This window comes from Enterobacter vonholyi (genome assembly GCF_008364555.1).
In the GTDB taxonomy this organism is placed as follows: domain Bacteria; phylum Pseudomonadota; class Gammaproteobacteria; order Enterobacterales; family Enterobacteriaceae; genus Enterobacter; species Enterobacter vonholyi.
The window spans coordinates 59,396-81,582 of record NZ_VTUC01000013.1; the positions used below are offsets into that span (position 1 = coordinate 59,396).

General features: G+C 55.9%; 20 protein-coding genes. 16 read left to right on the forward strand and 4 right to left on the reverse strand.

Features of this window, described 5'->3' with window-relative positions:
- The first annotated feature begins 78 nt into the window (after positions 1 to 78).
- Complete coding sequence (metE, locus tag F0319_RS16970) at positions 79 to 2,340, forward strand: 5-methyltetrahydropteroyltriglutamate--homocysteine S-methyltransferase (protein WP_111963540.1); 2,262 nt, start codon at positions 79 to 81, stop codon at positions 2,338 to 2,340.
- Positions 2,341 to 2,389: 49 nt separating this feature from the next.
- Here the strand turns inward: metE and F0319_RS16975 are convergent, their stop codons facing one another.
- Complete coding sequence (locus F0319_RS16975; RefSeq protein WP_111963541.1) at positions 2,390 to 3,196, reverse strand: dienelactone hydrolase family protein; 807 nt, start codon at positions 3,194 to 3,196, stop codon at positions 2,390 to 2,392.
- Between the two features lie 255 nt (positions 3,197 to 3,451).
- Here F0319_RS16975 and udp point away from each other — a divergent pair, with 255 nt between their 5' ends.
- From udp to tatD, 9 genes are all read left to right on the forward strand, one after another.
- Entirely contained in the window at positions 3,452 to 4,213 is a 762-nt protein-coding gene (gene udp, locus F0319_RS16980) for a uridine phosphorylase (protein WP_003860792.1), read from the forward strand.
- Positions 4,214 to 4,352: 139 nt separating this feature from the next.
- Positions 4,353 to 5,810: a DNA recombination protein RmuC gene (gene rmuC / locus F0319_RS16985; protein WP_149367413.1), complete on the forward strand. Its 1,458-nt coding sequence runs from the start codon at positions 4,353 to 4,355 to the stop codon at positions 5,808 to 5,810.
- Between the two features lie 66 nt (positions 5,811 to 5,876).
- Entirely contained in the window at positions 5,877 to 6,632 is a 756-nt protein-coding gene (gene ubiE / locus F0319_RS16990; protein WP_023309612.1) for a bifunctional demethylmenaquinone methyltransferase/2-methoxy-6-polyprenyl-1,4-benzoquinol methylase UbiE, read from the forward strand.
- A gap of 13 nt (positions 6,633 to 6,645) precedes the next feature.
- On the forward strand, positions 6,646 to 7,251 hold the full coding sequence (gene ubiJ, locus F0319_RS16995; protein WP_111963543.1) for a ubiquinone biosynthesis protein UbiJ: 606 nt from the start codon (positions 6,646 to 6,648) through the stop codon (positions 7,249 to 7,251).
- The gene (gene ubiB / locus F0319_RS17000; RefSeq protein WP_149367414.1) at positions 7,248 to 8,888 is read left to right on the forward strand and encodes a ubiquinone biosynthesis regulatory protein kinase UbiB; all 1,641 of its coding nucleotides are present in this window, start codon (positions 7,248 to 7,250) and stop codon (positions 8,886 to 8,888) included. Before ubiJ ends, ubiB begins: the two co-directional genes overlap by 4 nt.
- A gap of 76 nt (positions 8,889 to 8,964) precedes the next feature.
- Positions 8,965 to 9,219 carry a Sec-independent protein translocase subunit TatA gene (gene tatA, locus F0319_RS17005; RefSeq protein ID WP_020882874.1) on the forward strand — a complete coding sequence of 85 codons (255 nt, stop codon included), beginning with the start codon at positions 8,965 to 8,967 and terminating at the stop codon, positions 9,217 to 9,219.
- Positions 9,220 to 9,222: 3 nt separating this feature from the next.
- Positions 9,223 to 9,765, forward strand: coding sequence for a Sec-independent protein translocase protein TatB (gene tatB, locus F0319_RS17010; RefSeq protein WP_143345646.1), 543 nt, complete (start codon positions 9,223 to 9,225; stop codon positions 9,763 to 9,765).
- A 2-nt stretch (positions 9,766 to 9,767) separates the two neighbouring features.
- Positions 9,768 to 10,538 (forward strand): Sec-independent protein translocase subunit TatC, encoded by a 771-nt coding sequence (gene tatC / locus F0319_RS17015; protein ID WP_115877026.1) that lies wholly within the window; start codon positions 9,768 to 9,770, stop codon positions 10,536 to 10,538.
- A gap of 41 nt (positions 10,539 to 10,579) precedes the next feature.
- Positions 10,580 to 11,362: a 3'-5' ssDNA/RNA exonuclease TatD gene (gene tatD, locus F0319_RS17020; RefSeq protein ID WP_149367415.1), complete on the forward strand. Its 783-nt coding sequence runs from the start codon at positions 10,580 to 10,582 to the stop codon at positions 11,360 to 11,362.
- Here the strand turns inward: tatD and rfaH are convergent.
- Positions 11,359 to 11,850: a transcription/translation regulatory transformer protein RfaH gene (gene rfaH, locus F0319_RS17025; RefSeq protein ID WP_111963548.1), complete on the reverse strand. Its 492-nt coding sequence runs from the start codon at positions 11,848 to 11,850 to the stop codon at positions 11,359 to 11,361. The two genes, tatD and rfaH, sit on opposite strands and share 4 nt — an antisense overlap.
- A gap of 170 nt (positions 11,851 to 12,020) precedes the next feature.
- Here rfaH and ubiD point away from each other — a divergent pair, with 170 nt between their 5' ends.
- Together ubiD and fre are read left to right on the forward strand one after the other, a co-directional pair.
- The gene (gene ubiD / locus F0319_RS17030) at positions 12,021 to 13,514 is read left to right on the forward strand and encodes a 4-hydroxy-3-polyprenylbenzoate decarboxylase (protein ID WP_149367416.1); all 1,494 of its coding nucleotides are present in this window, start codon (positions 12,021 to 12,023) and stop codon (positions 13,512 to 13,514) included.
- A 42-nt stretch (positions 13,515 to 13,556) separates the two neighbouring features.
- Positions 13,557 to 14,258, forward strand: coding sequence for an NAD(P)H-flavin reductase (gene fre / locus F0319_RS17035; RefSeq protein ID WP_008501516.1), 702 nt, complete (start codon positions 13,557 to 13,559; stop codon positions 14,256 to 14,258).
- A 78-nt stretch (positions 14,259 to 14,336) separates the two neighbouring features.
- On the opposite strand, the gene fadA is transcribed toward fre, so the two are convergent.
- Both fadA and fadB read right to left on the reverse strand, forming a co-directional pair.
- Positions 14,337 to 15,500, reverse strand: a complete 1,164-nt coding sequence (fadA, locus tag F0319_RS17040; RefSeq protein WP_008501515.1) for an acetyl-CoA C-acyltransferase FadA — start codon at positions 15,498 to 15,500, stop codon at positions 14,337 to 14,339.
- Between the two features lie 9 nt (positions 15,501 to 15,509).
- Positions 15,510 to 17,699 carry a fatty acid oxidation complex subunit alpha FadB gene (fadB, locus tag F0319_RS17045; RefSeq protein ID WP_149367417.1) on the reverse strand — a complete coding sequence of 730 codons (2,190 nt, stop codon included), beginning with the start codon at positions 17,697 to 17,699 and terminating at the stop codon, positions 15,510 to 15,512.
- A 189-nt stretch (positions 17,700 to 17,888) separates the two neighbouring features.
- On the opposite strand from fadB, the gene pepQ reads away from it, so the two are divergent.
- The 4 genes from pepQ to hemG are packed head-to-tail and all read left to right on the forward strand — an operon-like array spanning position 17,889 to position 21,881.
- Complete coding sequence (pepQ, locus tag F0319_RS17050) at positions 17,889 to 19,220, forward strand: Xaa-Pro dipeptidase (protein WP_111963551.1); 1,332 nt, start codon at positions 17,889 to 17,891, stop codon at positions 19,218 to 19,220.
- Entirely contained in the window at positions 19,220 to 19,834 is a 615-nt protein-coding gene (locus F0319_RS17055) for an IMPACT family protein (protein ID WP_024908007.1), read from the forward strand. The genes pepQ and F0319_RS17055 overlap by 1 nt, the downstream gene beginning before the upstream one ends.
- Positions 19,835 to 19,873: 39 nt before the next feature.
- The gene (trkH, locus tag F0319_RS17060; RefSeq protein WP_023309600.1) at positions 19,874 to 21,325 is read left to right on the forward strand and encodes a Trk system potassium transporter TrkH; all 1,452 of its coding nucleotides are present in this window, start codon (positions 19,874 to 19,876) and stop codon (positions 21,323 to 21,325) included.
- Positions 21,326 to 21,335: 10 nt separating this feature from the next.
- Positions 21,336 to 21,881: a menaquinone-dependent protoporphyrinogen IX dehydrogenase gene (gene hemG / locus F0319_RS17065; RefSeq protein ID WP_111963553.1), complete on the forward strand. Its 546-nt coding sequence runs from the start codon at positions 21,336 to 21,338 to the stop codon at positions 21,879 to 21,881.
- Positions 21,882 to 22,187 lie beyond the last annotated feature (306 nt).

A 22,187-nucleotide genomic window follows, 5' to 3' on the forward strand; every position in this document is an offset into this window, starting at 1 on the left:
AGGAATATACAGTACCTGCCAATTATAGAAGTGTAAACATCTGGACGTCTAAATAACGAATTTCACAAGGGGTACACCATGACAATCCGCAATCACACTCTCGGTTTCCCTCGCGTTGGCCTGCGTCGCGAGCTGAAAAAAGCGCAAGAAAGCTACTGGGCAGGGAACGCCACGCGTGAAGAGCTGCTGGCAGTGGGACGCGAGCTGCGCGCCCGCCACTGGGATCAGCAGAAGCAGGCGGGCATTGACCTGCTGCCGGTGGGCGATTTCGCCTGGTACGACCATGTTCTGACGACCAGCCTGCTGCTTGGCAACGTGCCGGCTCGTCATCAGAACAAAGATGGATCGGTAGATATCGATACCCTGTTCCGCATCGGCCGTGGCCGTGCGCCAACAGGTGAGCCAGCTGCAGCGGCGGAAATGACTAAGTGGTTTAACACTAACTATCACTATATGGTGCCGGAGTTCGTAAAAGGTCAGCAGTTTAAACTGACCTGGACGCAGCTTCTGGATGAAGTGGACGAAGCGCTGGCGCTGGGCCACCAGGTTAAACCCGTGCTGCTGGGGCCAGTGACCTATCTGTGGCTGGGGAAAGTCAAAGGCGAGCAGTTCGATCGTCTGAGCCTGCTGAAGGACATTCTGCCGGTCTACAAACAGGTGCTGATTGAGCTGGGCAAACGCGGCATTCAGTGGGTGCAAATCGACGAACCGGCGCTGGTGCTCGAGTTGCCTCAGGAATGGCTCGATGCCTTCAAACCGGCGTATGACGCGCTCACCGGGGAGGTGAAGCTGCTACTGACAACCTATTTCGAAGGCGTGACGCCGAACCTGAACACGATTACCGCGCTGCCGGTGCAGGGCCTGCACGTAGACCTTGTACACGGTAAAGATGATGTGACGGAGCTGCACAAGCGCCTGCCCGCAGACTGGCTGCTCTCCGCCGGTCTGGTGAATGGCCGTAACGTCTGGCGCGCCGATCTGACCGAGAAATACGCACAAATCAAAGACATCGTCGGTAAACGTGAGCTGTGGGTGGCCTCGTCCTGCTCGCTGCTGCACAGCCCGATCGACCTGAGCGTGGAAACCCGTCTCGACCCTGAAGTAAAGAGCTGGTTTGCCTTCGCGCTGCAAAAATGTGAAGAGCTGGCCCTGCTGCGCGACGCGCTGAACAGCGGCGACACGGCGGCAATTACCGAATGGAGCGCCCCGATCCGGGCGCGCCGCCACTCCGCGCGCGTGCATAACCCGGCGGTGGAAAAACGTCTGGCGGCCATCACCGCCCAGGACAGCCAGCGCCAGAGCCCGTATGAGGTGCGCGCCGAAGCCCAGCGCGCCCGCTTCAATCTGCCTGCGTGGCCGACCACGACGATTGGTTCCTTCCCGCAGACCACCGAGATCCGCGGCCTGCGTCTGGACTTTAAAAAGGGCAATCTGGATGCGAATCACTACCGCACCGGGATCGCGGAACACATCAAGCAGGCGATTATCGAGCAGGAACGCCTTGGGCTGGACGTGCTGGTGCACGGTGAAGCAGAGCGTAATGACATGGTGGAATACTTTGGCGAGCACCTGGACGGCTTCGTCTTTACCCAGAACGGCTGGGTGCAGAGCTATGGCTCCCGATGCGTGAAGCCGCCGGTGGTCATCGGTGACGTCAGCCGTCCGGAAGCGATCACGGTTGAGTGGGCGAAGTACGCCCAGTCCCTGACCGACAAGCCGGTGAAAGGCATGCTCACCGGTCCTGTGACCATTCTTTGCTGGTCCTTCCCGCGTGAAGACGTGACCCGTGAAACCATCGCCAAACAGATCGCCCTGGCGCTGCGTGATGAGGTGGCGGATCTGGAAGCCGCAGGCATTGGCATTATTCAGATTGACGAACCGGCCCTGCGCGAAGGTCTGCCGCTGCGTCGCAGCGACTGGGACGCCTACCTGCAGTGGGGCGTGGAGGCGTTCCGCATCAACGCCGCGGTGGCGAAGGACGACACTCAGATCCACACCCACATGTGTTACTGCGAATTTAACGACATCATGGATTCGATTGCCGCGCTGGACGCCGACGTGATCACTATTGAGACCTCGCGTTCAGATATGGAGCTGCTGGAGTCGTTTGAAGAATTCGACTACCCGAACGAAATCGGGCCGGGCGTGTACGACATCCACTCCCCGAACGTGCCGAGCGTGGAGTGGATTGAAGCCCTGCTGAAAAAAGCGGCCCAGCGTATTCCGGCAGAGCGTCTTTGGGTAAACCCTGACTGCGGACTGAAAACCCGCGGCTGGCCTGAAACCCGCGCAGCGCTGGCGAACATGGTGAAGGCAGCGCAGAATTTGCGTCAGGCGTAGGGGTATTGGATGGCCCGGTAAGGCGTAACCGCCTCCGGGCTTATTGTTATTACGCTTTCTTACCGCCGTACTGGCTAAACCACGCCAGCATTCTCTGCCAGCCATCTTTGGCTGATTCCGCGTGATAGCTCGGACGATAATCGGCGTTAAACGCATGCCCGGCATCCGGGTACACCACAATCTCCGCCTTCGCATTGGCCGCACGCAGCGCATGGCGCATGGTTTCTACCGAATCCAGCGAAATACCGGTGTCCTGACCGCCATAAAGCCCTAACACGGGGGCATTTAACTCGGTGGCGATATCGACGGGATGTTTAGGCGAATTCAGCGTTTTTTCACCCACCAGTTTGCCGTACCAGGCGACAGCAGCTTTGAGCTGCGGGTTATGCGCGGCATACAGCCAGCTAATGCGACCGCCCCAGCAGAAACCGGTGACCAGCAGACGATGCGGATCGCCGCCGTTGCGCGCCGCCCAGCTGGCGACATGATCGAGATCGGCCAGCACCTGCGCGTCCGGGACTTTGCTGACCAGGTTGCTGAGCAATGTTGGAATATCACTGTAGTCGTTCGGATTGCCCTGACGGAAGTAGAGCTCTGGCGCAACGGCCAGATACCCTTCCAGCGCCAGCCGGCGGCAGAGGTCGCGAATGTGTTCGTGAACACCAAATATTTCCTGAATCACAATCACGATGGGTAGCGGACCCTCTGCCGATTTTGGTCGGGCGTGATAAGCAGGCATATTCTCCCCCTGCGAGGGAATAGAGGTCTCGCCCGCAGTAATTGCCGCTTCTGGAGTCGACACGATGGTTGAAGCATGTGGGGCCGCAGCAGGTGCAAAACCGGTTTTTTCAGTCATGGCATTCTCCGTACCAATGAGTTAGCGCAAAGGTAAATATAGACACCAGGTTAACAACTCACAGTGCCTTAAACGGTCTATCTTTTGTGCAGCACTTGGCGATATAACTTGTTAATGTGATGTAAATCACTTTTTTATGGAAATTCAATGTAACCATTTTCATTCATGGTGAGGTTCGTCACGAAAATATGCTTACTGCTTCTGTAAAGTACCGTTTTACTTCTTCTGACTAACCGACCCACAGAGGAGTCACCTATGTCTAAGTCTGATGTTTTTCATCTCGGCCTCACTAAAAACGATTTACAAGGGGCTACGCTCGCCATCGTCCCTGGCGATCCGGAGCGTGTGGAAAAGATCGCCGCGCTGATGGATAAGCCGGTCAAGCTGGCTGCCCATCGTGAGTTCACCACCTGGCGCGCAGAGCTGGATGGCAAAGCGGTGATCGTGTGCTCTACCGGTATCGGTGGTCCGTCTACGTCTATTGCTGTTGAAGAGCTGGCGCAGCTGGGCATCCGCACTTTCCTGCGTATCGGTACGACCGGCGCTATTCAGCCGCATATCAACGTCGGCGACGTTCTGGTCACGACCGCGTCCGTCCGTCTGGACGGCGCAAGCCTGCATTTTGCACCAATGGAATTCCCGGCAGTGGCTGATTTCGAATGTACCACCGCGCTGGTTGAAGCTGCGAAATCCGTAGGCGCAACCACTCACGTGGGCGTAACCGCGTCTTCCGACACCTTCTACCCGGGCCAGGAGCGTTACGATACCTTCTCAGGCCGCGTGGTTAGCCGTTTCAAAGGCTCAATGGAAGAGTGGCAGTCCATGGGTGTGATGAACTACGAAATGGAATCCGCAACGCTGCTGACCATGTGCGCAAGCCAGGGTCTGCGTGCCGGTATGGTGGCGGGCGTTATCGTCAACCGTACCCAGCAGGAGATCCCGAACGCCGAAACCATGAAGCAGACCGAAAGTCATGCAGTGAAAATCGTGGTGGAAGCAGCTCGTCGCCTGATCTAGTCCTCTCTTCTTAAATCAAAGGCCGACACGTTCGGCCTTTATTTTTTGCGTAGCGCCTCGCAGGAAAACCCTTTCAAACTGGACGTTTATACAGCACAATTCTATTTTGTGCGGGTAATACGTTGATGCAGGGGGCATTGTGGATATCTCAATCCTGATTTACGCGGTGATTGCGTTGGTGAGCTTAGGGATTGGCTGGCTGATTTCCAGCTACCAGCATGCGCAGCAGAAGGCTGACCAGCTGGCTGAGCGAGAAGAGATGGTCGCTGATTTAAGCGCTATAAAACAGCAGCTTGCGCTGAGCGAACACTGGCGCGATGAGTGTGAGTTGCTCAACAACGAGCTGCGCAACCTGCGTGATATCAACACGTCTCTGGAGGCCGATCTCCGCGAAGTGACCACCCGCCTTGAATCCACCCAACTGCATGCGGAAGACAAAATCCGCCAGATGATCAACAGCGAGCAGCGTCTCAGCGAACAGTTTGAGAACCTCGCCAATCGAATTTTTGAGCACAGCAACCGCCGCGTTGACGAACAAAACCGCCAGAGCCTCAACAGCTTGCTGACGCCTCTGCGCGAGCAGCTGGACGGTTTTCGTCGTCAGGTGCAGGACAGTTTTGGTCAGGAAGCCCGTGAGCGGCACACCCTGGCTCATGAGATTCGCAATCTTCAGCAGCTAAATGCACAGATGGCGCAGGAAGCGGTCAACCTCACCCGAGCGCTCAAAGGGGACAACAAAACCCAGGGCAACTGGGGTGAGGTGGTGCTGACCCGCGTACTGGAAGCTTCTGGTCTGCGGGAAGGATATGAATACGAAACGCAGGTGAGTATCGAAAACGACGCCCGCTCACGAATGCAGCCGGATGTGATCGTGCGGCTGCCGCAGGGCAAAGATGTGGTGATTGACGCTAAAATGACGCTGGTGGCGTATGAACGTTACTTTAATGCGGACGATGACTACACGCGCGAGTCAGCTCTGCAGGAGCACATTGCCTCCGTACGTAATCATATTCGCCTGCTCGGCAGAAAAGACTACCAGCAGCTGCCGGGTCTGCGCTCGCTGGACTATGTACTGATGTTTATTCCGGTAGAGCCCGCGTTTCTGCTGGCACTCGACAGGCAGCCTGAGCTTATAACCGAAGCGCTCAAAAATAATATTATGTTGGTCAGCCCCACCACGCTGCTGGTGGCGTTACGCACCATTGCGAACCTGTGGCGCTATGAGCACCAGAGTCGCAACGCGCAGCAGATTGCCGATCGTGCCAGCAAGCTGTACGACAAAATGCGCCTCTTTGTGGACGACATGTCTTCAGTCGGGCAAAGCCTGGATCGTGCGCAGGATAACTATCGCCAGGCGATGAAAAAACTCGCCTCCGGACGTGGCAATCTGCTGGCGCAGGCTGAATCATTCCGCAGTCTGGGAGTAGAAGTTAAACGCGAGATTAATCCGGAATTGGTCGAGCAGGCCACCGCCCAGGACGACGAGTTTCGCCTGCGAGAAGGGGCGAACGAACAAAAGACAAACAGTGAAGACAACACGTTAGCGGCGGATTCATTACCAGACGAGATTCCAGCGCGTTTTTTTCGCGGTGGTTGAAACGTAGGGCAAACGCGCCCAATCTGATACACTTCACGAACATTTTACTGATAAGCAGGCTCTAAGATGGCTGACGATTCACAAGACACAACGCACTTTGGCTTTCAGACTGTCGCCAAAGCGCAGAAAGCTGACATGGTGGCCCACGTATTTCATTCCGTGGCGGCGAAGTACGATGTGATGAATGACCTGATGTCGTTCGGCATTCATCGCTTGTGGAAGCGCTTCACCATTGACTGTAGCGGCGTGCGTCGCGGACAAACGGTGCTGGATTTAGCTGGCGGTACGGGCGATTTAACCGCGAAATTCTCTCGTCTGGTGGGTGAAACCGGTCGCGTTGTTCTCGCCGATATTAATGACTCCATGCTGAAAATGGGACGCGAAAAGCTGCGTAACATCGGTGTGGTGGGGAATGTTGAATATGTGCAGGCAAACGCCGAAGCGCTGCCGTTCCCGGACAATACCTTTGACTGCATCACTATCTCCTTCGGTCTGCGTAACGTGACCGATAAAGAAAAAGCGCTGCGCTCCATGTACCGCGTGCTGAAGCCGGGTGGACGCCTGCTGGTGCTTGAATTCTCCAAACCGATTATTGAGCCGCTGAGCAAAGCTTACGACGCCTATTCCTTCCACGTGCTGCCGCGCATCGGTGAGCTGGTGGCTAACGACGCTGAAAGCTACCGCTATCTGGCAGAATCTATCCGTATGCACCCGGATCAGGACACATTAAAAGCCATGATGCAGGATGCAGAATTTGAGAACGTTGAATATTTCAACCTGACGGCGGGTGTCGTCGCGCTGCATCGCGGTTACAAGTTCTGAGTGGAGGTGTCCCGTGCCCTTTAAGCCCTTAGTCACCGCAGGTATCGAAAACGTACTGAATGCTTTTCTCTATCGAGCTCCGGCGCTGAAAGCAGCGCGTCAGCGGCTAAACGGGAAGATATTACGTATTGTTTTAAAAGAGTTCTCGACGCCGCTTGTGCTGGTATTCAGCGAACGCCAGCTAGACGTTCTGGGGGCGTGGGAAGGTGAAGCTGACTGCTCGGTCATCACGCACATGAGCGTGCTGCCAAAACTGCGCGATCGCCAGCAATTAACGGCGCTTATCCGCAGCGGTGAGCTGGAGGTGGAAGGCGACATTCAGGTCGTGCAGAACTTCGTTGCTCTCACCGATCTGGCGGAGTTCGATCCGGCAGAGCTGCTCGCGCCTTTTATCGGCGACATTGCTGCCGAAGGCATCGGGAAAGTCCTTCATGGTGGCGCCTCCTTTGCGCGTAAAAGCCTCCAGCGCCAACAACGCTATGTGGCGGAAGTGATGACTGAGGAGTGGCGAATGGCGCCCGGGCCACTGGAAGTTGCATGGTTTGCGGAAGAAACCGCTGCTGTTGAACGCGCGGTTGATGCGTTTACCAAACGGCTGGAAAAACTGGAGGGCAAATGACGCCTGGTGAAATTCGGCGCCTCTATTTTATTATTCGCACCTTTTTGAGCTACGGGCTCGACGAGCTTATTCCCAAAATGCGCATCACGCTGCCGCTTCGCATCTGGCGGCGGATGCTGTTCTGGATGCCCAATCGCCACAAAGGTCAACCGCTGGGTGAGCGTCTGCGCCTGGCGCTGCAGGAACTCGGTCCGGTATGGATTAAATTCGGGCAGATGCTTTCGACCCGCCGCGACCTCTTCCCGCCTCTCATTGCCGATGAGCTCGCAATGCTTCAGGACCGCGTCGCACCCTTTGACGGCGCGCGCGCGAAAAAGCAAATTGAAGAGGCGATGGGAAATGTACCCGTCGAGACCTGGTTTGACGATTTCGATATTCAACCGCTGGCGTCGGCCTCTATCGCGCAGGTACATACCGCGCGCCTGAAAGATAATGGCAAGGAAGTGGTTATTAAGGTCATTCGTCCGGACATCCTGCCCATCATCAAAGCAGACATGAAGCTGATTTATCGTCTGGCGCGCTGGGTGCCGCGTCTGCTTCCGGACGGACGTCGTTTGCGTCCAATGGAAGTGGTGCGGGAATATGAAAAAACGCTGATTGATGAGCTTAACCTGCTGCGCGAATCGGCAAATGCCATTCAGCTGCGCCGTAACTTTGAAAACAGCCCGATGCTCTATGTACCTGAAGTCTATTCTGACTACTGCAGCCAGAACATGATGGTGATGGAGCGTATCTACGGTATTCCGGTTTCGGATGTCGTAGCCCTGGAGAAGCAGGGAACAAACATGAAGCTCCTGGCCGAACGTGGCGTACAGGTCTTCTTTACCCAGGTATTCCGCGACAGCTTTTTCCATGCGGACATGCATCCGGGCAATATCTTTGTGAGCTACGAACACCCTGAGGACCCGAAATATATCGGTATCGACTGCGGGATTGTGGGGTCGCTGAACAAAGAAGATAAACGGTATCTGGCTGAGAACTTCATCGCGTTCTTCAACCGCGACTACCGTAAGGTGGCCGAGCTGCACGTCGATTCCGGCTGGGTTCCGCCGGACACTAACGTCGAAGAGTTCGAGTTTGCGATCCGGACCGTTTGTGAACCGATTTTTGAAAAACCACTGGCGGAAATCTCCTTTGGGCACGTACTGTTGAACCTGTTCAACACGGCTCGCCGGTTTAATATGGAAGTTCAGCCACAGCTAGTTTTACTTCAGAAAACATTACTTTACGTTGAGGGTGTAGGCCGACAGCTCTATCCTCAGTTAGACTTGTGGAAGACTGCGAAACCTTTCCTTGAATCCTGGATTAAGGATCAGGTTGGCATTCCGGCGCTGGTGCGCTCGCTGAAAGAGAAGGGCCCGTTCTGGATAGAAAAAATGCCTGAAATTCCCGAACTGGTTTATGACAGTTTGCGTCAGAGCAAGAACCTTCAGCACAGCATGGATAAAATCGCCCGCGAGCTTCAGTCCAGCCGTGTTCGCCAGGGACAGTCCCGCTATCTCTTTGGGATTGGCGCAACGCTGCTGTTGAGCGGTACGCTGCTGCTGATCAACCGTCCGGACTGGCAGATGATGCCAGCCTGGCTGATGGCTGGCGGGGTGGTAGTCTGGCTTGCCGGATGGCGAAAAACGCGCTGAGTTTGCGTCGCCATCGATGGGTCGCATACGTATAATGCGACCTGACTCATTAATCATCTATCCCTGAGGAACATGTATGGGTGGTATCAGTATCTGGCAATTGTTGATCATTGCCGTCATCGTCGTGCTGCTGTTTGGCACCAAAAAGCTCGGTTCTATTGGTTCCGATCTGGGCGCGTCTATCAAAGGCTTTAAGAAAGCGATGAGCGATGATGAGAGCAAGCAGGATAAAACCAGCCAGGACGCTGACTTTACTGCTAAATCCATCTCCGACAAGCAAGAAGAAGCCAAAAAGGAAGACGCCAAACGCCACGATAAAGAGCAGGTATAAGTCGTGTTTGACATTGGTTTTGGTGAGCTGCTGCTGGTCTTTGTGATTGGCCTGATCGTGCTGGGGCCGCAGCGTCTGCCGGTGGCGGTGAAAACCGTTGCGGGCTGGGTGCGTGCGCTGAGATCGCTGGCATCGACCGTTCAGAATGAGCTGGCGCAGGAGCTTAAGCTGCAGGAATTTCAGGAAAGCCTCAAAAAGGTCGAGAAGGCGAGCATGGATAATCTGACGCCGGAACTGAAAGCCTCAATGGATGAACTGCGTGAAGCGGCGGAATCCATGAAGCGCTCTTACAGCGTCAACGATCCTGAAAAAGCGAGCGATGAAGCGAACACCATCCATAACCCGGTGGTGAAGGGCAGCGAAGAGCAGCGCGAGGGCGTAACGCCTGCCAGCGCTGAACATCAGGCTGCTGCGCCAGAACAGACGCCGCAGGAAACCGAAGTGAAAAAACAGGCGCAGCCGGAAGAACCGGTAACTAAAACGGCGGAAGTAAAGCCCGCTGCGTCCGTTTCCGAATCATCCCCCTCGTCGAGTGATAAAGCGTAAACATGGCAGTAGATGATACTCAACCGCTGATTACGCACCTCATAGAGCTGCGTAAGCGCCTGTTAAACTGCATTATTGCAGTTTTCGTTATTTTTCTATGCCTGGTTTATTTCGCCAACGATATCTACCAGGTTGTCTCTGCACCATTAATTAAGCAGATGCCGCTGGGCGCAACGATGATTGCGACGGATGTGGCTTCTCCGTTCTTTACCCCCATCAAGCTGACCTTCTGGGTGTCGTTGATAGCCTCTGCGCCCGTCATTCTTTACCAGGTATGGGCGTTTGTGGCGCCCGCGCTGTATAAGCACGAACGCAAGCTGGTTATCCCGCTGCTGGTGTCCAGCTCGCTGCTGTTCTATATCGGCATGGCGTTTGCCTATTTCGTTGTCTTCCCGCTGGCCTTCGGCTTCCTGACGCATACCGCGCCGGAAGGGGTCCAGGTGTCGACGGATATTGCCAGCTACCTCAGCTTTGTGATGGCGCTGTTTATGGCGTTTGGCGTGGCATTCGAAGTGCCGGTGGCCATTGTACTGCTTTGCTGGGTAGGGGTTACGACCCCGGATGACCTGCGTAAGAAGCGTCCGTATATTTTGGTGGGCGCCTTCGTGGTCGGCATGCTGCTAACGCCGCCGGATGTGTTCTCGCAGACGCTGCTGGCCATACCGATGTACTGTCTGTTTGAGGTCGGTGTTTTCTTCTCGCGTTTCTACGTGGGTAAAGGACGTCGAGCGGATGACGAAGACGATACGTCCGACAAGACCACTGAAGAGTAAAACCAGCCGCCCGTCAGGGCGGTTGTTATATGGGGATTTGCATGTTTGATATCGGACTCAACCTGACCAGCTCGCAGTTTGCGAAAGATCGTGATGAGGTGGTTGCGCGTGCGTTTGCCGCCGGGGTGAAAGGGCTGCTGCTGACGGGCACCAACCTGCATGAGAGCGAGCAGGCCCAGCAGCTGGCGCAACGATACGATCGCTGTTGGTCTACTGCTGGCGTGCATCCTCACGACAGCAGCCAGTGGACCGCGGAAAGTGGCGACACCCTACGCAGGCTGGCAAAGACACCAGAAGTGGTGGCGATTGGCGAGTGCGGCCTCGATTTCAACCGTAACTTTTCCACGCCTGAAGAGCAGGAAAAGGCATTCACTGCCCAGCTTGCGCTAGCGGCAGAGCTTGAAATGCCCGTATTTATGCACTGCCGCGACGCGCATGAGCGTTTTCTGACTCTGCTTGATCCGTGGCTCGAGAAACTGCCCGGCGCGGTGCTGCACTGCTTCACCGGCTCACGGCAGGAGGCGCTGGAATGCCTGGAGCGTGGGCTTTATCTGGGGATTACCGGCTGGGTTTGCGATGAGCGCCGCGGGCTTGAGCTTCGGGAGCTGTTGCCAGCGATCCCGGCTGACCGGTTGCTCTTTGAAACGGACGCACCTTATCTGCTGCCGCGCGATATGAAACCCAAACCGGCATCGCGACGAAATGAGCCCGCTTATCTGGGGCACATTATTGTGAGCGTCGCGAAGTGGCGCGGAGACGATCCGCACTGGCTTTCGGCACAGACGGATGACAACGTGCGTAAGCTGTTCGGGATAAATGTTTAAAGTTTACGGAAGTCGGTGTTTTTAACGCTCTGCAGCACCTGCTTGTTCAGCAGATTGAGCAACAGCATAGAGCGCGCTTCCCCGTCCGGCTCGGCAAAAATCGCTTGCAGGCCTTCGAAAGCCCCTTCGGTAATCACGACGCTATCGCCCGTATAGGGGGTTTCGGGGTCGGTGAGACCTTCGGGCTGTTGGTAAATCGACAGCTGATGAATAACCGTTGACGGAACCGTTGCCGGGTGGGCACCAAAACGAACGAAGTGGCTGACGCCGCGCGTTGCGCTGATGGTGGTGGTGTGGATGACTTCCGGGTCGAATTCCACGAAGAGGTAGTTCGGGAACAACGGCTCGCTGACGGTTGTGCGCTTCCCGCGCTGCATTTTTTCAAGCGTGATCACGGGCGTCAGGCAATTTACAGACTGACGTTCAAGATGTTCCTGCGCGCGCTGAAGTTGCCCGCGTTTGCAATACAGTAAATACCAGGCCTGCATAATCACTCTTTCCCTTAGTTCGGGGCGCAAGCATATCAAAACCCTGGCGGGATCGCTAAGTTGATTATAATGGGCGAAAATGGAACAGAACGCATAAGTTCACGCTTATTTAACAAAATTACAGCATCAAGCAGGCTTACGCCGTATAATGAAGCGCTTACAGAGAGGCCATGATTAACTGCATGAAATACCACGATCTCCGCGACTTCCTGACGCTGCTGGAAAAGCAGGGTGAACTCAAGCGTATTACACTTCCTGTTGATCCTTATCTGGAGATGACAGAAATTACTGACCGCACCCTGCGTGCCGGTGGCCCCGCATTACTGTTTGAAAATCCAAAAGGTTACTCAATGCCGGTTCTGTGCAACCTGTTTGGTACACCGCGTCGCGTCGCACTGGGGATGGGGCAGGAAGACGTCACGGCGCTGCGTGAAGTCGGTAAGCTGCTGGCCTTCCTGAAAGAGCCGGAGCCGCCGAAAGGCTTCCGCGATCTGTTCGACAAACTGCCGCAGTTTAAGCAGGTGCTGAACATGCCCACCAAACGCCTGCGCGGCGCGCCGTGCCAGCAGAAGGTGCTGGAAGGCGATGCGGTTGATTTGACTAAAATCCCTATCATGCAGTGCTGGCCGGAAGATGCTGCGCCGCTGATCACCTGGGGACTGACCGTCACGCGTGGCCCGCACAAAGAACGCCAGAATCTTGGTATTTACCGCCAGCAGTTGATTGGCAAGAATAAGCTCATCATGCGCTGGCTGTCGCATCGCGGCGGCGCGCTGGATTTTCAGGAGTGGTGTGCTGCACACCCGGGTGAACGTTTCCCGGTATCTGTCGCCCTGGGCGCCGATCCGGCCACCATTCTGGGGGCCGTCACACCCGTACCGGATACGCTCTCGGAATATGCCTTTGCAGGCCTGCTGCGCGGGACGAAAACGGAAGTTGTGAAGTGTATCTCTAACGATCTCGAAGTCCCGGCCAGTGCAGAAATTGTGCTGGAAGGTTACATTGAACCGGGTGAAATGGCGCCAGAAGGCCCTTACGGCGACCACACCGGCTATTACAACGAAGTGGATAACTTCCCGGTGTTCACCGTAACGCACATTACGCAGCGTGAAGATGCGATTTATCACTCCACGTATACCGGGCGTCCACCGGATGAACCCGCGGTACTGGGCGTGGCGCTGAACGAAGTGTTTGTGCCGATTCTGCAAAAGCAGTTCCCGGAAATTGTTGATTTTTATCTGCCGCCTGAAGGATGCTCCTATCGCATGGCGGTGGTCACGATGAAGAAGCAGTATCCTGGTCACGCGAAACGCGTGATGATGGGCGTGTGGTCTTTCCTGCGCCAGTTTATGTATACCAAATTTGTTATTGTCTGCGATGATGACGTTAACGCCCGCGACTGGAATGACGTAATCTGGGCCATTACCACACGAATGGACCCGGCGCGCGATACGGTGTTAGTCGAAAACACGCCGATTGATTATCTGGATTTTGCCTCGCCGGTTTCCGGTCTTGGCTCAAAGATGGGACTGGATGCCACAAATAAATGGCCTGGCGAAACCGACCGTGAATGGGGTCGCCCGATCAAAAAAGATCCTGCTGTGACCGCGCGCATTGACGCGATCTGGGACGAGCTGGCCATAATGAATAACGGTAAACCCTGAGCTGACCGTTAAGCCCTATAGACTTCCCGACAGAGAGAGCGAATGACAACCTTAAGCTGTAAAGTGACCTCGGTAGATGCCATCACCGACACCGTATATCGCGTCCGTTTAGTGCCAGAAGCGCCATTCTCTTTCCGCGCGGGTCAGTATCTGATGGTCGTGATGGATGAGCGTGATAAGCGTCCTTTCTCTATGGCCTCCACGCCAGCGGAGCAGGAATTTATTGAGCTTCATATTGGTGCGTCAGAGCTTAACCTGTATGCAATGGCGGTGATGGATCGGATCCTGAAGGAACGTGAAATCGTGGTGGATATTCCGCACGGTGATGCGTGGCTGCGCGATGACGAAGACCGTCCGCTGATCCTGATTGCCGGTGGTACAGGCTTCTCCTACGTGCGATCTATTCTGTTGACCGCCCTGGCGCGTAACCCGGACCGTGATATCACGATCTACTGGGGTGGCCGCGAAGAGAAACACCTGTATGACCTGTCTGAACTGGAAGCGCTGAGCGTAACCCATCCTAACCTGCGCATTGAGCCGGTGGTTGAGCAGCCGGAAGAGGGCTGGCGCGGGCGTAGCGGGACGGTGCTGACGGCGGTGCTGCAGGATCACGGCACGCTGGCAGGACACGATATTTATATCGCTGGCCGTTTTGAGATGGCGAAAATTGCCCGTGACCTGTTCTGTAACGAACGTGACGCGCGTGAAGACCGCCTGTTTGGCGATGCGTTTGCCTTCATTTAAATAAAAAACCCGCCCCTGACAGGCGGGAAGAACGGCAACTAAACTTCTGCCGGGTCGCATTTGCGACCCGGTTTTTTATCACACTCTCTCAAACACCGTCGCGATACCCTGACCCAGCCCGATACACATCGTTGCCAGACCAAACTGGGCATCTTTGCGTTCCATCAGGTTGATCAGCGTCGTGCTGATACGCGCCCCGGAGCAGCCCAGCGGGTGACCGAGGGCGATCGCGCCGCCGTTGAGGTTAATCTTCTCGTCGATCTGCTCCATCAGCCCCAGATCTTTAATGCACGGCAGGATCTGCGCGGCGAACGCTTCGTTCATCTCAAACAGGTCGATGTCGCTGGCGGTTAATCCCGCTTTTTTCAGCGCCAGCTTTGAAGCCGGAACCGGGCCGTAACCCATGATCGACGGATCGCAGCCCACGACCGCCATCGAGCGTACCCGAGCGCGAGGCGTTAATCCTAGCTCGCGGGCGCGGCTTTCGCTCATCACCAGCATCGCGGCGGCACCGTCTGACAGCGCCGACGAGGTCCCTGCTGTGACCGTACCGGTGACCGGATCAAACGCCGGACGCAGCGTAGAAAGCGCTTCGACGGTGGTTTCCGGGCGGATGACTTCGTCGTAGCTGAACTGCTTCAGAACGCCGTCTGCATCGTGGCCGCCGGTCGGGATGATCTCATTCTTAAAGGCGCCGGACTGCGTGGCGGCCCATGCGCGAGCGTGAGAGCGCGCGGCAAAGGCATCCTGCATTTCGCGGCTGATGCCGTGCAGGCGGGAGAGCATCTCGGCGGTGAGACCCATCATCCCCGCGGCTTTCGCCACGTTGCGGCTCATCCCCGGGTGGAAATCGACCCCGTGGCTCATCGGCACGTGCCCCATGTGCTCGACGCCGCCCACCAGGCAGGCCTGCGCATCACCGGTCATGATCATGCGTGCCGCGTCGTGCAGCGCCTGCATTGATGAACCGCACAGGCGGTTGACGGTGACGGCCGGAACCGAATGCGGGATCTCAGCCAGCAGCGACGCGTTACGGGCGATGTTGAAGCCCTGCTCCAGGGTCTGCTGCACGCAGCCCCAGTAGATATCGTCCAGCGCAGCCGGATCCAGCGCCGGGTTACGCGCCAGCAGGCTACGCATCAGGTGCGCGGAGAGGTCTTCCGCACGCACGTTACGGAACGCGCCGCCTTTTGAACGGCCCATCGGGGTGCGAATCGCATCAACAATGACAACCTTTTCCATTGTGACTCCTTAAGCCGTTTTCAGCTCGCCAACCGGACGGGCTGGCTCAACTGCGGGATAGTAGGGTTCGTTATGGCGCGCTTTGCTACGCAGACCTTCCGGCACCTCATAAAGCGGGCCGAGGTGCTGATACTGCTGAGCCATATCGAGATAGCGGGCGCTGCCGAGCGTGTCCAGCCAGCGGAACGCGCCGCCGTGGAACGGAGGGAAGCCCAGGCCGTAAACCAGCGCCATGTCGGCTTCTGCCGGGCTGGCGATGATGCCTTCTTCGAGGCAGCGCACCACTTCGTTGATCATCGGGATCATCATGCGGGCGATGATCTCATCGTCGGTGAAGTCGCGTTTTGGCTGGCTAACGTCGGCCAGCAGGCTATCCACCGCCGCGTCTTCTTCTTTCTTCGGTTTGCCTTTGCTGTCTTCTTTATAGCGCCAGAAGCCCAGACCGTTTTTCTGGCCGAAGCGGTTAGCGTCGAACAGCGCGTCAATGGCGTCGCGATAGTCTTTCTGCATGCGCTGCGGGAAGCCTGCCGCCATCACCGCCTGGGCGTGGTGGGCGGTATCAATGCCTACAACGTCCAGCAGATACGCCGGGCCCATCGGCCAGCCGAACTGCTTTTCCATCACTTTGTCGATTTTGCGGAAGTCCGCGCCGTCGCGCAGCAGCTGGCTGAATCCGGCGAAGTAAGGGAACAGCACGCGGTTGACGAAGAAGCCAGGGCAGTCGTTAACGACGATCGGGGTTTTGCCCATCTTGCTGGCCCACGCCACTACTTTGGCGATGGTGTCGTCAGAGGTTTTTTCCCCGCGGATCACTTCGACCAGCGGCATACGATGTACCGGGTTGAAGAAGTGCATACCGCAGAAGTTTTCCGGACGCTTGAGCACACTCGCCAGTTCGCTAATCGGAATGGTGGAGGTGTTAGAGGCCAGCACGGTATCCGGGCGAACCTTGTCTTCCGTTTCCGCCAGCACCGCTTTTTTGACCTTCGGGTTCTCGACGACGGCTTCGACCACTACGTCGACGCGATCAAAACCGCTGTATTCCAGCACGGGCTGAATGGTGGAGATCACGCCTGCGAGCTTCAGCCCGTCAATTTTCCCGCGCTCAAGCTGTTTATTCAGCAGCTTGGCCGCTTCGGTCATGCCCAGCGTCAGGGATTTCTCGCTGATGTCTTTCATCACCACCGGCACGCCTTTCCAGGCGGACTGGTAAGCGATGCCGCCACCCATAATCCCCGCGCCGAGTACCGCCGCATGTTTTGGCGTCTCAACGTTTTTAGTCAGCTGTTTGGCTTTGCCTTTCACGAACTGATCGTTGAGGAAGATACCGACCAGCGCGCGGGCTTCATTGGTGTGCGCCAGCGGGACAAAGCTCTGATTTTCGAGCTTCAGCGCTTCATCGCGACCAAGGCGGGCAGCCGCTTCAATGGTTTTCACCGCCGTGATCGGCGCCGGGTAGTGTTTACCCGCCGTCTGCATCACCATGCCTTTGGCGATGGTGAAGCTCATGGTGGCTTCAATCTTGCTGAGTTTTAACGGTTCCAGCTTCGGCTGGCGTTTGGCTTTCCAGTCGAGATCGCCGTTGATTGCCTGACGCAGAATGGCGAGTGCGCCTTCAACCAGCTTCTCAGGTTTTACAACGCCGTCGACCAGGCCAATTTTCTGTGCCTGTTCGGCGCCGACATCTTTACCTGCGGCAATGATCTCCAGGGCGCTGTCGGCACCCAGCATGCGCGGCATACGCACGGAGCCGCCAAAGCCCGGCATGATGCCCAGTTTTGTTTCTGGCAGGCCGATGCGCAGGTCCGGCGTCGCCAGGCGGTAGTCGGTCGCCAGCACGCATTCGCAGCCACCGCCCAGCGCATAACCGTTAACGGCGGAAATGGTCGGGACAGGCAGATCTTCCAGACGATTAAAGACGCTGTTGGCAAAGTGCAGCCACTGGCTCAGCTGTTCTTCCGGAACCAGGAACAGCGAAAGGAACTCGGTGATATCGGCACCGACGATAAAGGCCGCTTTGTTCGAACGCAGCAGCAGCCCTTTTAATTCAGGTTGCTTTTCAAGAATATCCAGCGCCTGGCCAAGACTGGCCACCGTCGCGGTATCAAGCTTGTTCACTGAGCCGGGGGCATCGAACACCAGTTCGGCAATGCCATCTTCCAGCCAGTTGAGGTACAGGGTGTCGCCTTTGTAGAGCATGTCAGTCTCCTGAATCCAGCAATTGGATCTGGTCATACCAGATGAATCGGAGTGTGGGATTTATGTTAATAAAATGCAAATTACTCATTAAGAAAATGCTGCATTGATCACGGTCGGTGGAAATCACGCAGCCGGAGTGAGGTGTGCTAAGATGCGATGACTTGAGGTCAAAAAACGAAAGGAATAATGATGGACTCACTGGCTTCGCTTTATAAAAATCATATCGTTACCCTACAGGAACGTACCCGCGATGTACTGGCCCGCTTTAAGCTGGATGCGCTGCTGATCCACTCCGGCGAGCTGATGAATACCTTTCTGGATGACCACGCTTATCCGTTTAAGGTGAACCCACAATTTAAGGCCTGGGTGCCGGTGACGCAGGTTCCCAACTGCTGGCTGCTGGTAGATGGTGTGAACAAGCCGAAACTGTGGTTCTACCTGCCGGTTGATTACTGGCACAACGTTGAGCCGCTGCCGACCTCTTTCTGGACGGAAGAAATTGAGGTCATTGCGCTGCCAAAAGCGGACGGCATTGGCAGCCAGCTGCCTGCAGCGCGTGGCAACATCGCCTATATTGGCCCTGTTCCGGAGCGTGCATTGGGCCTGGATATTGCGGCAGACAAACTCAACCCGAAAGGGGTGCTGGATTACCTCCACTATTACCGAGCCTATAAAACCGACTACGAACTTTACTGCATGCGTGAAGCGCAAAAAACGGCGGTAAATGGACACCGTGCGGCGCATGAAGCATTCCAGTCGGGTATGAGCGAGTTCGACATCAATCAGGCTTATCTGACCGCGACAGGCCACCGTGATACCGACGTGCCGTACAGCAACATCGTCGCGCTGAATGAGCACGCGTCTGTACTCCACTACACCAAACTGGATCACCATGTTCCGTCGGAAATGCGCAGCTTCCTGCTGGACGCAGGGGCAGAATATAACGGCTACGCGGCCGATCTGACCCGTACCTGGGCGGCGAATGCGGATACCGATTTCGCGCAGCTTATTAAAGACGTGAACGATGAACAGCTGGCGCTTATTGGCACCATGAAGGCGGGAACCAGCTATGTGGATTACCACATTCAGTTCCATCAGCGCATTGCTAAACTGCTGCGTAAGCACCAGATTGTGAAAGACATGAGCGAAGAGGCGATGGTTGAGAACGATCTGACCGGGCCATTCATGCCGCACGGTATCGGCCACCCGCTGGGCCTGCAGGTTCACGACGTTGCGGGCTTTATGCAGGATGATACCGGCACGCACCTGGCGGCACCGTCTAAATATCCTTACCTGCGCTGCACCCGTATTCTGGAGCCGCGTATGGTGCTGACGATTGAGCCGGGGATCTACTTTATTGAATCCCTGCTGGCGCCTTGGCGTGAAGGCCAGTTCAGCAAGCACTTTAACTGGGAAAAAATTGACGCGCTGAAGCCGTTTGGCGGTATTCGCATCGAAGATAACGTTGTGGTTCATGAAAACGGTATCGAGAACATGACGCGAGACCTGAAGCTGGCCTGATGGAAAGCTGGCTGATACCGGCTGAACCGGTCACCTTTGTTGAGGAAATCAAGAAAAGCCGCTTTATTACGCTGCTGGCGCATACCGACGGCGTAGAGGCGGCAAAGGCGTTTGTCGAGTCCGTTCGGGCTGAGCATCCTGACGCCCGCCACCACTGCGTGGCGTGGGTAGCAGGGCCGCCGGACGATTCACAACAGCTGGGGTTTTCCGACGACGGTGAACCGGCGGGCACGGCCGGTAAGCCTATGCTTTCGCAGCTGATGGGCAGCGGCGTGGGCGAAATAACCGCCGTGGTGGTGCGCTACTACGGCGGCATTTTGTTAGGCACCGGTGGGCTGGTAAAAGCCTATGGCGGGGGCGTGCAGCAGGCGCTTAATATGCTGGTCACTACCCGCAAAACGCCGCTTACCGAATATACTTTATTATGCGATTACGCCCAGCTATCGGGTATTGAAGCGCTGCTGCGGCAGTTTAACGGTGTCATCGCACACAGCGAATATCAGGCAATGGTGCAATTACGCGTGGCGCTTCCTCAGGCGGAACTGGCTGCTTTTTCAGCAAAACTGGCTGATTTTAGTCGTGGTTCGTTGCAATTGCTGCCGATTGAAGAATAATCCCCACCTCACTTTTGAATACCAAAGGAAGCGGCAGAGATGCATTTTCGTGCCATAACCCGAATCGTTGGACTGCTGGTCATACTCTTTTCCGGGACGATGATTCTCCCAGGACTGGTGGCGCTTATCTACCGGGACGGTGCGGGGCGGGCATTCACCCAGACCTTCTTTGTCGCGCTGGCGATTGGCTCGCTGCTGTGGTGGCCAAACCGTCGTCAGAAAGGTGAACTGAAATCTCGCGAAGGATTTTTGATTGTGGTCCTGTTCTGGACGGTGCTGGGGAGCGTCGGTTCGCTGCCCTTTATCTTCTCTGAACAGCCTAATCTGAGCATCACGGATGCCTTTTTTGAATCGTTTTCGGGTTTAACAACCACTGGGGCGACGACGCTGGTCGGGCTGGATTCACTACCCCACGCCATTCTCTTTTATCGCCAGATGCTGCAGTGGTTCGGCGGTATGGGGATCATCGTCCTGGCGGTGGCTATTCTCCCTATTCTGGGCGTTGGTGGCATGCAGCTCTATCGCGCCGAAATGCCCGGGCCTCTGAAAGATAACAAGATGCGCCCGCGTATTGCCGAGACGGCGAAAACCCTGTGGCTGATTTATGTCTTGCTGACGGTAGCCTGTGCGCTGGCGCTATGGTTTGCCGGGATGCCTGCTTTCGACGCCATTGGACACAGTTTCGCGACGATTGCCATTGGCGGGTTCTCTACCCACGATGCCAGCGTGGGCTACTTCGACAGCCCAACGATTAACACTATCATTGCCATTTTCCTGCTGATCTCTGGCTGTAACTACGGTTTGCACTTCTCTTTACTGAGCGGGCGCAGCCTGAAGGTGTACTGGCGTGACCCTGAGTTCCGCATGTTCATTGGGGTCCAGCTTACGCTGGTGATCATCTGTACTCTGGTGCTGTGGTTCCATGATGTCTATAACTCCGCGCTGACCACGCTAAATCAGGCGTTCTTCCAGGTGGTATCGATGGCGACGACAGCCGGGTTTACCACGGACAGTATCGCCCGTTGGCCGCTGTTCCTGCCGGTGCTGCTTTTATGCTCTGCATTTATTGGGGGCTGCGCGGGGTCCACGGGCGGTGGCCTGAAGGTGATTCGTATTCTGCTTCTGTTCAAGCAGGGCAACCGTGAGCTGAAGCGTCTGGTCCACCCGAACGCGGTCTACAGCATTAAGCTGGGGAACCGCGCGCTGCCGGAACGTATCCTCGAAGCGGTGTGGGGATTCTTCTCGGCGTATGCGCTGGTCTTTATCGTCAGTATGCTCGCGATTATCGCGACGGGTGTGGATGATTTCTCCGCCTTTGCGTCCGTGGTGGCAACATTGAATAACCTCGGGCCTGGCCTGGGGGTTGTGGCGGATAACTTTGCGAGTATGAACCCCGTCGCGAAATGGATCCTCATCGCCAATATGCTGTTTGGTCGCCTTGAGGTCTTTACGCTGCTGGTGCTCTTCACCCCTACATTCTGGCGCGAGTAAGGAGCCGTTGATGAAAACACTCATTCTTTTCTCTACGCGAGACGGGCAAACGCGTGAGATTGCCGCGTATCTGGCATCTGAACTCAAAGAGCTGGGGATATATTCGGATGTGGTAAACCTGAACCGTGCGGATCAGATAACCTGGCAGGATTACGATCGCGTGGTAATTGGCGCGTCAATTCGTTACGGGCATTTCCATCCGGCGCTGGATCGCTTTGTGAAAAAGCACACCGCGGTGCTCAAGAAATTGCCCGGAGCGTTTTACTCGGTAAATCTGGTCGCACGTAAAGCAGAGAAGCGTACGCCGCAGACTAACAGCTACACGCGCAAGTTTTTACTCAGCTCGCCGTGGCAGCCAGACCTTTGCGCTGTCTTTGCCGGTGCGCTGCGCTACCCTCGCTATCGTTGGTATGACCGCTTTATGATCCGTCTTATTATGAAGATGACCGGAGGTGAAACCGATACGCGTAAAGAAGTGGTTTATACCGACTGGTCGCAGGTGGCTAGTTTTGCCCGGGAAATCGCACATTTAACGGGCGATTCGCGACTTAAATAAGCGTTAAGCTTGAAAAGTGAGCGAACGATAAGTTTTTTGTATTTTGTGCTTGTCACGTCGGAATAACTCCCTATAATGCGCCTCCACTGACACGGAACAACGGCACACACGCCGCCGGGTTAGCGGAGTTCAGCGATGAACGCCAGCAGAGAAAAGCGAAAATAAACGCTTGACTCTGAAGCGGGAAAGCGTAATATGCACACCCCGCGCCGCTGCGAAAAGCGAAGCGGCACTGCTCTTTAACAATTTATCAGACAATCTGTGTGGGCACTCAAAGTGACATGGATTCTTAACGTCCTCGGACGA

Coding starts and splice junctions, on each gene's coding strand:
- ubiD (WP_149367416.1), top strand. CDS start 12,021: ATGATTAACTGCATGAAATACCACGATCTCCGCGACTTCCTGACGCTG.
- tatA (WP_020882874.1), top strand. CDS start 8,965: ATGGGTGGTATCAGTATCTGGCAATTGTTGATCATTGCCGTCATCGTC.
- ubiE (WP_023309612.1), top strand. CDS start 5,877: ATGGCTGACGATTCACAAGACACAACGCACTTTGGCTTTCAGACTGTC.
- rfaH (WP_111963548.1), bottom strand. CDS start 11,850: ATGCAGGCCTGGTATTTACTGTATTGCAAACGCGGGCAACTTCAGCGC.
- F0319_RS17055 (WP_024908007.1), top strand. CDS start 19,220: ATGGAAAGCTGGCTGATACCGGCTGAACCGGTCACCTTTGTTGAGGAA.
- fre (WP_008501516.1), top strand. CDS start 13,557: ATGACAACCTTAAGCTGTAAAGTGACCTCGGTAGATGCCATCACCGAC.
- fadB (WP_149367417.1), bottom strand. CDS start 17,699: ATGCTCTACAAAGGCGACACCCTGTACCTCAACTGGCTGGAAGATGGC.
- tatD (WP_149367415.1), top strand. CDS start 10,580: ATGTTTGATATCGGACTCAACCTGACCAGCTCGCAGTTTGCGAAAGAT.
- fadA (WP_008501515.1), bottom strand. CDS start 15,500: ATGGAAAAGGTTGTCATTGTTGATGCGATTCGCACCCCGATGGGCCGT.
- F0319_RS16975 (WP_111963541.1), bottom strand. CDS start 3,196: ATGACTGAAAAAACCGGTTTTGCACCTGCTGCGGCCCCACATGCTTCA.
- trkH (WP_023309600.1), top strand. CDS start 19,874: ATGCATTTTCGTGCCATAACCCGAATCGTTGGACTGCTGGTCATACTC.
- hemG (WP_111963553.1), top strand. CDS start 21,336: ATGAAAACACTCATTCTTTTCTCTACGCGAGACGGGCAAACGCGTGAG.
- udp (WP_003860792.1), top strand. CDS start 3,452: ATGTCTAAGTCTGATGTTTTTCATCTCGGCCTCACTAAAAACGATTTA.
- metE (WP_111963540.1), top strand. CDS start 79: ATGACAATCCGCAATCACACTCTCGGTTTCCCTCGCGTTGGCCTGCGT.
- tatC (WP_115877026.1), top strand. CDS start 9,768: ATGGCAGTAGATGATACTCAACCGCTGATTACGCACCTCATAGAGCTG.
- ubiB (WP_149367414.1), top strand. CDS start 7,248: ATGACGCCTGGTGAAATTCGGCGCCTCTATTTTATTATTCGCACCTTT.
- pepQ (WP_111963551.1), top strand. CDS start 17,889: ATGGACTCACTGGCTTCGCTTTATAAAAATCATATCGTTACCCTACAG.